At 70.6% G+C, this 8,329-nt stretch carries 7 protein-coding genes and 1 pseudogene; 5 read left to right on the top strand and 3 right to left on the bottom strand.

Annotated elements, in window-relative coordinates:
• From Q1A98_RS08170 to Q1A98_RS08150, 5 genes and pseudogenes are all read left to right on the top strand, one after another.
• Positions 1 to 956 (top strand): annotated as a pseudogene (locus Q1A98_RS08170) (ferredoxin); the annotation flags it as partial.
• Between the two features lie 81 nt (positions 957 to 1,037).
• Entirely contained in the window at positions 1,038 to 2,309 is a 1,272-nt protein-coding gene (locus Q1A98_RS08165) for a glycosyltransferase family 4 protein (protein ID WP_299571800.1), read from the top strand.
• Entirely contained in the window at positions 2,296 to 3,009 is a 714-nt protein-coding gene (locus Q1A98_RS08160; protein WP_299571797.1) for a class I SAM-dependent methyltransferase, read from the top strand. The genes Q1A98_RS08165 and Q1A98_RS08160 overlap by 14 nt, the downstream gene beginning before the upstream one ends.
• 8 nt (positions 3,010 to 3,017) lie before the next feature.
• Entirely contained in the window at positions 3,018 to 4,160 is a 1,143-nt protein-coding gene (locus Q1A98_RS08155) for a prenyltransferase (RefSeq protein ID WP_299571795.1), read from the top strand.
• An 88-nt stretch (positions 4,161 to 4,248) separates the two neighbouring features.
• A complete protein-coding gene (locus tag Q1A98_RS08150) occupies positions 4,249 to 5,097 on the top strand; it encodes an LLM class F420-dependent oxidoreductase (protein ID WP_299571793.1) in 849 nt (282 codons plus the stop codon).
• On the opposite strand, the gene Q1A98_RS08145 is transcribed toward Q1A98_RS08150, so the two are convergent.
• The 3 genes from Q1A98_RS08145 to Q1A98_RS08135 all read right to left on the bottom strand — a co-directional run bounded on the left by Q1A98_RS08145 (position 5,079) and on the right by Q1A98_RS08135 (position 8,301).
• Positions 5,079 to 6,152, bottom strand: coding sequence for a GGDEF domain-containing protein (locus Q1A98_RS08145; RefSeq protein WP_299571791.1), 1,074 nt, complete (start codon positions 6,150 to 6,152; stop codon positions 5,079 to 5,081). The genes Q1A98_RS08150 and Q1A98_RS08145 overlap by 19 nt on opposite strands.
• 64 nt (positions 6,153 to 6,216) lie before the next feature.
• A complete protein-coding gene (locus Q1A98_RS08140; RefSeq protein WP_299571788.1) occupies positions 6,217 to 7,398 on the bottom strand; it encodes a hypothetical protein in 1,182 nt (393 codons plus the stop codon).
• 57 nt (positions 7,399 to 7,455) lie between these two features.
• Positions 7,456 to 8,301, bottom strand: a complete 846-nt coding sequence (locus Q1A98_RS08135; RefSeq protein ID WP_299571786.1) for a GAF and ANTAR domain-containing protein — start codon at positions 8,299 to 8,301, stop codon at positions 7,456 to 7,458.
• Positions 8,302 to 8,329: the final 28 nt, after the last annotated feature.

Raw genomic sequence — 8,329 nt, 5'->3', positions numbered from 1 at the left:
ATGTGGATCTGACCGGTGAGCGGGCGGTGGTGGTGGGCAACGGCAACGTCGCCCTGGATGTGGCGCGGATCCTGCTCAGCGATCCCGACCACCTGGGAAAGACTGACATCGCCGATCATGCGATCGAGAAACTGCGCGCCTCGAACGTCCGCGAGGTCGTGTTGCTGGGGCGGCGTGGGATCGCGCAGGCGGCGTACACCAATGGTGAGTTCCTCGCGATGGGCGACATCCCCGGGGTGGATGTGATCATCGATCCCGATGAGCTGGTGCTGGATGCCGCGTCGGCCGAGGCGGAGTCCTCGGGCACCTTGGATTCGACGGTCGCGACGAAGATCCGGATCGCGCGGGAGTTCGCCGAGCGCGGTGACACGGGCGCGGAGCGGCGGGTGGTGTTCCGGTATCTGGTGTCGCCGGTCGAACTGACCGGTGACGGCGCGGTCAGCTCGGTGAGGTGTGTGCGTAACGAGCTGGTCGACGGGGAGCGCGTCGCGGTCGCCCCGACCGAGGAGCGGTTCGAGATCGAGGCGTCGGTGGTGTTGCGGGCGATCGGCTATCGGGGTCTGCCGGTGAAGGATCTGCCGTTCGACGAGGGCCACGGGGTCATCCCGAACGAGGGGGGTCGTGTGTTGAGTGAACCGGGCGGGGAGCCGGTGGGCGGTGTATACGTCTCGGGGTGGATCAAGCGTGGCGCGACCGGTGGTATCGGCATGAATCGGCTCGATGGTCAGCAGACCGCGCAGGCCGTCCTCGCCGATTTCACCGAGGGTCGTCTGGGCGAGCCGGACAACTCGCGTGAGGCCATCGCTGACCTCGTCGCCGGTCGTGGCGCGACCCGTGTCGACGGCACGGGCTGGAAGAGCATCGACACCGCGGAGAAACAGGCCGGCAAGGACGCCGGGCGACGCCGCGTGAAGATCACATCGATCCCCGAACTCGAATCCGTGGCAACGGGCTGACGGTCGCGAGCCGCCCACCACCACAATCCGCCGGGGCCGACCCCGACATCCCATCTCGACCGACGAGAGAGGTCTCACCGAGTGCGTATCGCCCTGCTGTCCTACCGGAGCAAACCGCACTGCGGTGGACAGGGCGTCTACGTCCGTCACCTCGCGCGGGAGCTCGCGTTGCTCGGCCACTCCGTCGAGGTGTTTTCCGGGCAGCCCTACCCTGACCTCGACGACATCTCCTACGAGCACGGCGTCACCCTCACGAAGGTGCCGAGCCTCGACCTGTACGGCGAGCCGAACCCGTTCCGGACGCCGCGGCCGAGTGAGATCCGGGACTGGATCGACGTGCTCGAGGTGGCGACGATGTACACCGCCGGGTTCCCCGAGCCGCTCACCTTCAGCCTGCGCATGGCCAAGATCCTCGGCGAGCGTCGCGACGAGTTCGACGTGGTCCACGACAACCAGTGCCTGGGATACGGCCTGCTGCGCATCCAGGAGTCGGGGCTGCCCGTCGTCGCGACCATCCACCACCCGATCACCCGTGACCGCAGCCTCGCGGTGAAGGCGGCCAAGGGATGGCGCAAGATCACCGCGCTGCGGTGGCACCAGTTCGCCCGGATGCAGGGCAAGGTCGCCCGACGACTGCCCGACCTGCTCACCGTCTCGCGCAGCAGCGAGGTCGACATCCGCAAGGCGTTCGACATCCCGGCCGGACGCATCGAGACCGTCCCGCTCGGCGTCGACACCGAGGTGTTCCGGCCCGCCGACCACCGGGTCCCGGGCCGCGTGGTCTGCGTCGCCAGCGCGGACGCGCCGCTCAAGGGTGTGTCGTACCTGCTGGAGGCCATCGCCAAGTTGGGCGCGGAACGCCCGGTGCACCTCGAGCTGGTGTCGAAGCTCGACCCCGACGGGCCGACGGCGAAACTCGTCAACGAGTTGTCGATCGCCGATCGCGTCACCGTGCGGTCGGGGCTGACCGACGAGGAACTCGGCGAGCTGATCGGTTCGGCCGAGGTCGCCTGCGTGCCGTCGCTGTACGAGGGCTTCTCGCTGCCTGTGGTCGAGGCCATGAGCTGCGGTACGCCGATGGTGGTCACCACCGCCGGTGCGATCCCCGAGGTCGCGGGCGCCGACGGCGAGGCGACACTGCATGTGCCGCCGATGGATTCGGGTGCTCTGGCCACGGCCATCGGCCGTCTCCTGGACGATCCGGACCTCCGTCGTCGCCTCGGCGAGGGCGGTCGCGCCCGGGTCGAGTCCCGATTCAGCTGGGCGGCCGTCGCCGCCAGGACCGCAGAACACTACGAACGCGCCATCGCAGCGACGCATGGTGCCGAAGGAGACACTCGTGCTGACAGTTGATTTCGACCGCCTCGGCGTCCGGGCCGGGACGACGGCCATCGACATCGGGGCCGGCCAGGGCCGCCACTCCTTCGAGATGTTCCGGCGCGGCGCGGACGTCATCGCGTTCGACCAGTCCGAGTCGGACATGGGCGAGGTCTCGCAGATGTTCGACGCGATGATCGCCGAGAGCCAGGTGCCCGCGTCGGCGAAGGCCCGCACCGAGGTCGGTGACGCGCTGCACCTGCCCTACGCCGACGACAGCTTCGACGTCGTCCTCATGTCGGAGATCCTCGAGCACGTCCCCGCCGACACCGAGGCCATCGCCGAGATGGCCCGCATCCTCAAGCCCGGCGGTCACGCGGCCGTGACGGTGCCGCGCTACTGGCCCGAGAAGATCTGTTGGGCGTTCTCCGACGCGTACCACGAGGTCGAGGGCGGACACGTCCGCATCTACAAGGCGAGCGAGTTGGCGGACAAGCTCGCCGCGGCCGGCCTGCAGGTGACCGGCAGCGACCACCGTCACGCGCTGCACGCCCCCTACTGGTGGCTGAAATGCGCTGTGGGCGTGGAGAACGACCGCAATCCGCTGGTCCGCGGCTACCACAAGCTGCTGGTGTGGGACATGATGAGCGCCCCGGCGCTCACCCGGGTGGGGGAGCGCGTGCTCGACCCGCTGCTGGGCAAGTCCGTGGTCCTCTACCTCCACAAGCCGGCCTGATCCGTGCCATGACCCTGTTCCCCGAGGTCCCCGGTGTCGTCACCGCCGACCAGTGCGCCGCCACCGGCGCGGCGATCGCGGCCATGCAGGAGTCCTCGGGCGCGCTCCCGTGGTTCCCGGGCGGCCAGACCGACCCGTGGGATCACGTCGAGTCCGCGATGGCGTTGAGCGTCACCGGGTTCCACGCCGAGGCGGAGGCCGCCTACGAGTGGTCGCGGCGCACCCAGCGCCCCGACGGGTCGTGGCCCATCCGGATCGTCGACGGGCGGGTCACCGACCCCAACACCGACGCCAACTTCTGTGCCTACCTCGCTGTGGGGGTGTGGCATCACTACCTCGTCACCGAGGACGAGGCGTTCCTGCGTCGGCTGTGGCCCACGGTGCGCACGGCCGTCGAGCTGGTGCTGCGCTTCCAGGCGCCGAGCGGCCAGATCCGTTGGGGTGGTGCGCATCCGCTCCCGCACTCGCAGGACCAGGCCGCTCCCGGATCGACGCACGCCGGTGTGGGGGAGATGGGCGCGGTGCCGCCCGGGATGTTCGACGACGCCATGCTCACCGGCAGCGCGAGCATCCACCAGGCCCTCGGCTGCGCAGCTCTGCTCGCCGAGGCGGTCGGGCAGCCCGAGCCGCGCTGGGTCGCTGCGCGGGACCGTCTCGGACACGCGCTGCGGGCGCACACCGACCGTTTCCTGCCGCCGTCGGACCACTCGATGGACTGGTACTACCCGGTGCTCGGTGGTGCGGTCCGCGGCCGGCAGGGCGAGGAGCTCATCGCGTCGCGATGGGACGAGTTCGTCGTCACCGGTCTCGGGATCCGCTGCGTCGACCACCGACCGTGGGTGACCGGCGCCGAGACGTGTGAGCTGGTGCTCGCCCTCGACTGCCTCGGCGACCACGCCACCGCCCTGCGTCTGTTCTCCGACATGCAGCACCTGCGCGACCCGGACGGGTCGTACTGGACGGGTCTGGTCTACGCCGACGGCAAGCGGTGGCCGGTCGAGAAGAGCTGCTGGACATCGGCCGCGGTGGTGCTCGCCGCCGATGCGCTGAGCCGTACCTCGCCGGGCAACGGTGTCTTCCGCGACGCCGATCCCTACTCGGCGCCGGTGTACGACACCGCCGCCCTCGACTGCACCTGCGCGCTCGTCTGACCTCGACCCTGGACCGCGACTGTCCACCTGACTAGACTGGTGTCCAGACACCCGTCGATCGTCGGCGGGTCGGCTTCGCGGAGGATCCATGGACTACGGCATCGTGCAGTTCACCAGCGACCGTGGCCTGCGGCCGGCCACGCTGGCGCCGCTGGTGGAAGAAGCGGGTTTTGCCGCCTACTTCGTCCCCGAGCACAGCCACATCCCCACCCGGCGCGATGCCGCCCACCCGCAGACCGGCGATGCGTCGTTGCCCGACGATCGCTACATGCGCACCCTCGACCCGTGGGTGTCGCTCGGGGCGGCCGCTGCGGTCACCTCCCGTGTCCGGTTGGGCACCGCGGTCGCGCTGCCGGTGCAGTCGGACCCGCTGACGCTCGCCAAGCAGATCGCCACCCTCGACCACCTCTCCGACGGTCGGGTCACGTTGGGCGTGGGCTTCGGCTGGAACCTCGACGAACTCGGCGACCACGGCGTCCCGCCGAAGCGGCGTCGCACGATGCTGCGCGAGTACCTCGAGGCGATGCGTGCGCTGTGGTCGCAGGAGGAGGCCGAGTTCGCGGGCGAGTTCGTGAACTTCGGTCCGAGCTGGGCGTGGCCCAAGACACCTCAGCAGCCCGGTGTCCCGGTGGTCGTCGGTGCCGGTGCGACGGAGAAGAACTTCACCTGGATCGCGAAGAACGCCGACGGCTGGCTGACCACACCCACCGACACCGACATCGACGACTCGGTGCGCCTGCTGCAGAAGATCTGGGCCGATCACGGCCGGTCGGGCTCGCCGCAGATCATCGCCCTCGACGGCCGTCCGGACCCCGAGAAGCTCGCCCGCTGGGACGATCTCGGCGTGACCCTCGTCCTGTACGGGGTGCCCGATGACGACGTGGAGAAGGCCCGGGGCTATCTCGCCAAGCGAGCCGGTCAGCTCGGGCTGCTCTGACCGCCGTCGCGGTCGGGTGCCGACGACGACCGTCGTGAGCGCTTGTCCGCCATCATCGCCAAGTCGGCCTCGCTCAGGAGCCGGTCGAAGGATCCCGTCGCGCGTCCGTCGCCCACCGACCCGCCGATGCTCGCGGAGATCCCCTGACGTGCGAGGGCGGTCCGCAGAGCCGACAGGGGATCCGGCCACAGTCGTGCCGCATCTCCCGATCCGACGACGACGAACTCGTCTCCCGCGAGGCGCGCGACGAAGAGTCCGTATGTCGTCGCCGACGTCGCCAGACATTGTGCCGCCCTACGGATCATGTCGTCCCCGGCGGCATGGCCGGCCTGGTCGTTGACCTGCTTCAGGCCGTCGATGTCGATGAACCCGACGCCGATCCGGAGGTCGGCCTGCCGTGCCTGGTCCACGAGTTCTGCGCCGCGCTCGAGCAGTCCGCGACGGTTCGGCAGACCGGTCAGGTCGTCGACGACAGCGAGCTGCCTTATCAGTGTGTTGGCGCCCGCGACGCGGGAACGTGTGCGTTCCCAGGTGATGATGATCATCGCGGCCAGCGCGTCGGCCTTGCCCATCTGCAGCAGCAGGGTTCCGAGGCCGGGCTCCGGTGGGATCGCGAGTGCCGTGGCGATCCAGCACACGTTGACGACGACGATGATCGACGAGGCGACCCTCCAGGCGGGGAAGAGTGCTGCGATCGCCACGATCGTGAGCAGCGCGCCGATCGCGGGATAGGTGATCCCGGTGGCCATCATGTACGCGAACGGGTTCACGCCGACGAGCGCCGCGACGGCGGCCGACCACAGCGTGGTGTGGCGTAACAGGAACAGTCCGCGACGGCGGCGGATGAGGACGCAGGCGCTCGCGAACACGGTCGCCGTGACGAGGGCGACGGCGCTCGGGATCCACACCGCCCGCGCGTGATCCGCTGCCAGCTGCGCGACCGCCGTCACGCCGAAGAGGGCGGCGGCCAGTGCCAGTGTCACGTCGAGGCGGTCCCGCACCAGCGCGCTGTCCTCCACCGAGGCCATCGCCGAGGCGGTCCGCTCTGGATGCACCGGCGAAGGATACGCCGCGACCCACCCGTCGAACGCAGTGCGACGCGGACACCGCGCCGGTGGGTCAGTTCGCCTCGGCGAATTCGCGGAGCAGTGCTCGCGTGGCGGCGACCACGGTCGCCCGGTCGTAGGTCTGCACGAACTCGAATCGGCGATCGCCGTCCGCCGACGGCAGCGGACGGGCGGCGAGTAGGGCCGCCACATGCGGTCCCACGACGGCGATGTTCCACCCCGGGCCGGTCGGGTGCTGTGCGTCGTGGGTGGTGCGCAGCAGGGGCATCCGGACGCCGTACGTGGTGGTCATGCCGGTCGTGTCGGCGATCCCGTCCCATCGTCGGGCGGTCAGGTGCCCGAGCTCGCACGACGCACCCGCCGTCCGCACGACGAGGGCCGCGGCGCCCGTCCCGGTCGCCTGCGCCTCCAGTGACCGGCCCATCTCCTGCAGCAGCGACTCATCACCCCGACGAGGTCGGTGGGTCGCGGCGAGGATCGCGAACGGCGTTCCCGTCGGCTCATGCCGCGCGCACGGCGCGACAGGCGCCGGGAACGGGGCGACGACCGCAACGGACGCGGGGTCGTCGAAGGCCGCGCCCGTGCCGTACTGCGCGCCGAGACTCAGGGCGGTCCGCGCGGCGTCGAGGCTGTCGACTCCTTCGGCGAGGACGACGGCGGCGGAGTTCTCGAGGTGCGCGGTGACCTCCTGCACCAGGCGCGCCACCGACGGGTCCCGCACCTGCGCGATCACCTCCGATCGCAGCACGACGACGTCGGGTTCGATGATCGGCAGCACGGCCAGTGCGAGGTCGTCCACGCCCACCCGCACGCACACCCGGCGACCAGCAGCCCGCGCCACGCGCACGGTGTCGAGGCAACGGCGGGGCGAGCGGGCGAAATCCCGCGGTTCCAGCGAGACCGACAGGCCGGTGAGCGGGACGGCGAGGTTCGCCGCCGACGAGGGGTCGACGACGGTGAGGAGCGGGAGATCGGCGGCGGCGGCGAGCCGGCGGGTGAAGCGGATCGCGTAGTCGTCGAGGTCCGCGGTCTGCTGCATGAGCGCGGCGACGTGCCGCAGGTCGTCCTCGGCCTCGAGGGAGCTGCCCGGCGGCCCGGTCAGGGCGACCATCCGGGCTGCGAGAGCACCATCGGAGAGTCGATGGACCCCGCGGACGCGGGCGGTGATGCCGAGAGCGGCGAGGGGGGAGTGGTCGGCGGACTCTCGCGGTGAACCGCGATCGATCATCGTCATGTCCCCTTCCCGACAGCTGCGCCGATGGCGCCGTCACGGGGAAGAGGCGTGTTCATCCTACGGTGCCGGGCGCGTACGGGATGCGATGAGGTCGGACGCGATGTCGCGCACCCGCCGGTTGCTGTTCTGCGATCGAGTGCGGAGCAGCGCGAACGCCTGGTCGGCGTCGACGCCGTGGTCGGCCATGATGATGCCCTTGGCCTGCTCGATCGGGGCCCGGTTCTCCAGCGCGACGCGCAGGGCGTCCGCGACCTCGACCGCGGATCGGAACCGTGCGAAGTCCGCGATCGCGCGGCTCACCGTGGTCGTCAGGAGTGTCACCACATCGGCGTCGACGGTGTCGAACGCTGCCGGCGCCGTGCCGTAGAGGTTCAGTGCTCCCAGGGGTTGTCCGGCTGCGGACAACGGGGCGGCGAGGAACGACAGGATGCCCTCCTCCGCGGCGGCCTCGGCGAACCGCGGCCAGCGCTGTCCACCCGCACCGACGTCGACGAGGACGGTCTCGCCCGTGTGCGCCGACTGCAGGCACGGCCCGTCGCCGGCGTCGTACTGCTCGGCGTCGACGCGCAGCGTGCGGGTGTCGGTGTGCACGGCGGTGTATGTCCGACCGCCGAGGTCGATCGTGATGCTCGCGCAGTCGGCGCCGTCGATCACCTCGTGGGCGACGTCGACGACGCGTTGCAGCAGCACCACGAGGTCGTCCTCGTCGGCGATGCTGCCCCCGAGTGCGACCAGCATCGCGGCGAGTGACCCGGGATCCGGCGCAGCCGCCGCAGCGGCGGTGGCCGCGACCTCGACGGCGTCGTCGGTCGCTCCCGCCGGCGTGGCGGCGAGCAGGGACTCGCTGGTCCGGGGGTCGAAAGCGGGTTCGTCCCGGCTGGTGGGGTTCTCGCGAACGGACATGGTCACCTCCTGCGGGCCACCCGAGAAC

The sequence above is a fragment of the uncultured Williamsia sp. genome, assembly GCF_947494875.1.
Lineage (GTDB): Bacteria > Actinomycetota > Actinomycetes > Mycobacteriales > Mycobacteriaceae > Williamsia_A.
The sequence above is the reverse complement of the archived record's forward strand: the minus strand, read 5'-3'. Positions and strand labels throughout refer to the sequence as shown.

Coding starts and splice junctions, on each gene's coding strand:
- Q1A98_RS08155 (WP_299571795.1), top strand. CDS start 3,018: ATGACCCTGTTCCCCGAGGTCCCCGGTGTCGTCACCGCCGACCAGTGC.
- Q1A98_RS08150 (WP_299571793.1), top strand. CDS start 4,249: ATGGACTACGGCATCGTGCAGTTCACCAGCGACCGTGGCCTGCGGCCG.
- Q1A98_RS08140 (WP_299571788.1), bottom strand. CDS start 7,398: ATGACGATGATCGATCGCGGTTCACCGCGAGAGTCCGCCGACCACTCC.
- Q1A98_RS08135 (WP_299571786.1), bottom strand. CDS start 8,301: ATGTCCGTTCGCGAGAACCCCACCAGCCGGGACGAACCCGCTTTCGAC.